The sequence below is a fragment of the Cyanobium sp. LEGE 06113 genome, assembly GCF_015207615.1.
This window is the reverse complement of record NZ_JADEWM010000018.1, coordinates 1-1,764: the sequence shown is the minus strand read 5'-3', so window position 1 is coordinate 1,764 and position 1,764 is coordinate 1. Positions and strand designations below refer to the sequence as shown.

The 1,764-nt window shown below is 62.0% G+C and carries 1 protein-coding gene and 1 pseudogene; both read right to left on the bottom strand.

The annotated features are described in order from the left end of the window. Positions 1-185 (bottom strand): annotated as a pseudogene (locus tag IQ220_RS15380) (phycocyanin subunit beta); the annotation flags it as partial. A gap of 378 nt (positions 186-563) precedes the next feature. Beyond that, positions 564-1,415 (bottom strand): phycobilisome rod-core linker polypeptide, encoded by an 852-nt coding sequence (locus IQ220_RS15375; RefSeq protein ID WP_186697241.1) that lies wholly within the window; start codon positions 1,413-1,415, stop codon positions 564-566. Positions 1,416-1,764: the final 349 nt, after the last annotated feature.

The following is a 1,764-nucleotide window of genomic DNA, read 5'->3' as shown; positions in this document are numbered from 1 at the left end:
GAATCGAAGAGATCGCGAGCAGCGTTGGTGACGATTTTGGAAGCGTTGGAGGTGATGCGGTTCACCGTGTCCATGCGCTTGTTGCTCTCGGCCACCATGGCAGCGAGGGCATCAATCTGGCCGGCGTTGATGAATTCGCCCCGGGCATCAGCCTGGGCTACAACCTTGGTGAAGGCGTCGAACATGGGTAAAACTCCTGATTGGCGACGAAGTGTCGGACAGTGGTGGTATGGGTCAGGCCTGACCAGATCAGCCTGGAGAGCTCCGCTCTGCCCGCGCTCTCCATGGCCCGAAGCTTCTGGGTGACTTCGGGCGGTGGGGAAGTTGGGGCACCAGGCGTTGCGGCTGCAAAGGAAGCCAACCGGCATGCGGTGAGGGGTGGGTCACTGCCGCGGTTGAGGTGGCGTTGCAGGCACGGAGGCCAAAACACCTGTCCATTGTTGGGGAGAGGGGCCGGGAGCGGGAGCCAGCTTTACGAATGGTCACCGCGGTGATCACCCTCAGCCCTTTTCCCAGTCCCCAACCCCTGGAGCCCCTGGCCTGGCCCCGCCCTTGCAGTCGGCTCAGTTGACCGGTGTCACGCTGGCCACGCGGCCGCCCTGGCGGTGAATCATCTGCTGGGTTTCCAGCATCTTGTCGAAGGTCACGAAGCGGGCGGTGCTGGCGCGCTTGTGCAGGCGGTAGTTGGTGAGCCCGGTGACCTCAATGCGGTACACCCGAGCCTTCTGGCCGATGCCGCGGGCCATGCTGGTGATCGATTCGTTCGGCACCTGGGTGGGCTGGTAGCCGGCTCCCTTGGCGTTAGGGCTCACCACCGGCACGGCCCGATCCTGGTGAAGCGCTTTGCCCAGGCGGAAGTTGGTGCCCGAGGTGTCGCCCTTCACCGAGGCGGCCACGCCACGGGCGAGCTGCATCAGCCAGGAGAACTGCCGGCCCTGCTGACCGCTGGAGTAGTCCCAGCCATGCACGAAGGGAACAACCTCTTCGCCGAAGCGTTGCTGGTACTCAGGGCTGTCGATGTAGGAATCGATTTCCGCATCAACACCTTCGTTCTGGAGAATTGTGAAGTGGTGCAGCATTTCTGCTTTGTCGTTGGGAGCCCGCCCCAGCAGATGCTTGTGGTTCAGCTCAATGAAATGATAGGGATTACAGTTCTCAAAGAACTTGCTGCGGTAGAGGCCGCTCTTGGCCACTTGCCGCACAAACTCGCGCACGGTCAATAAGTTGTGCCTGAACAGCGATTCCGGCTGTGTGAGCCTTTCGCTGTCCATGATGTATTGATTGCCCAGTACCTGCCTGTAGACAGCCCGCACCAGGCTGGCCTTGTCCTGTTGGGAGCTGACGCTCCAGTTCTCTTTGTTGCGATCACCGCTGAAGCGTTCGATTCCGAGGTGAGAGGCGTTGACGAGGGTCATGGCGGCTGGCTGAGGGAGGCTGCGCCGAAACGCCGGCGCATGTCGAGAAAGCCTATGGGTGGTTCAGGCTTATCACTCAAGCCCTAAGGCAATCTTCACAGCCCCCGCCCTGCGGGCAGATTGTCTGGCCCGGCTGACCGCCTCTCTGCCTGGAAGCCCGTTTGGAGTGTGGCCAAGCAAAAGCCCCCAGATGGGGGCGAGGGAGCCGATCCCCCCTTTGGGGGGGAAGGGATGTTTGGGTTGCGGTTGCGGCTGAGTCCTGAGCAGGAATCAGACGAGGGCGCTGATGGCGTAGTCGATGTAGTTGTTGGCGATGACGCCGGGGTCGCCGGAGATGCCGTGGTTGGCC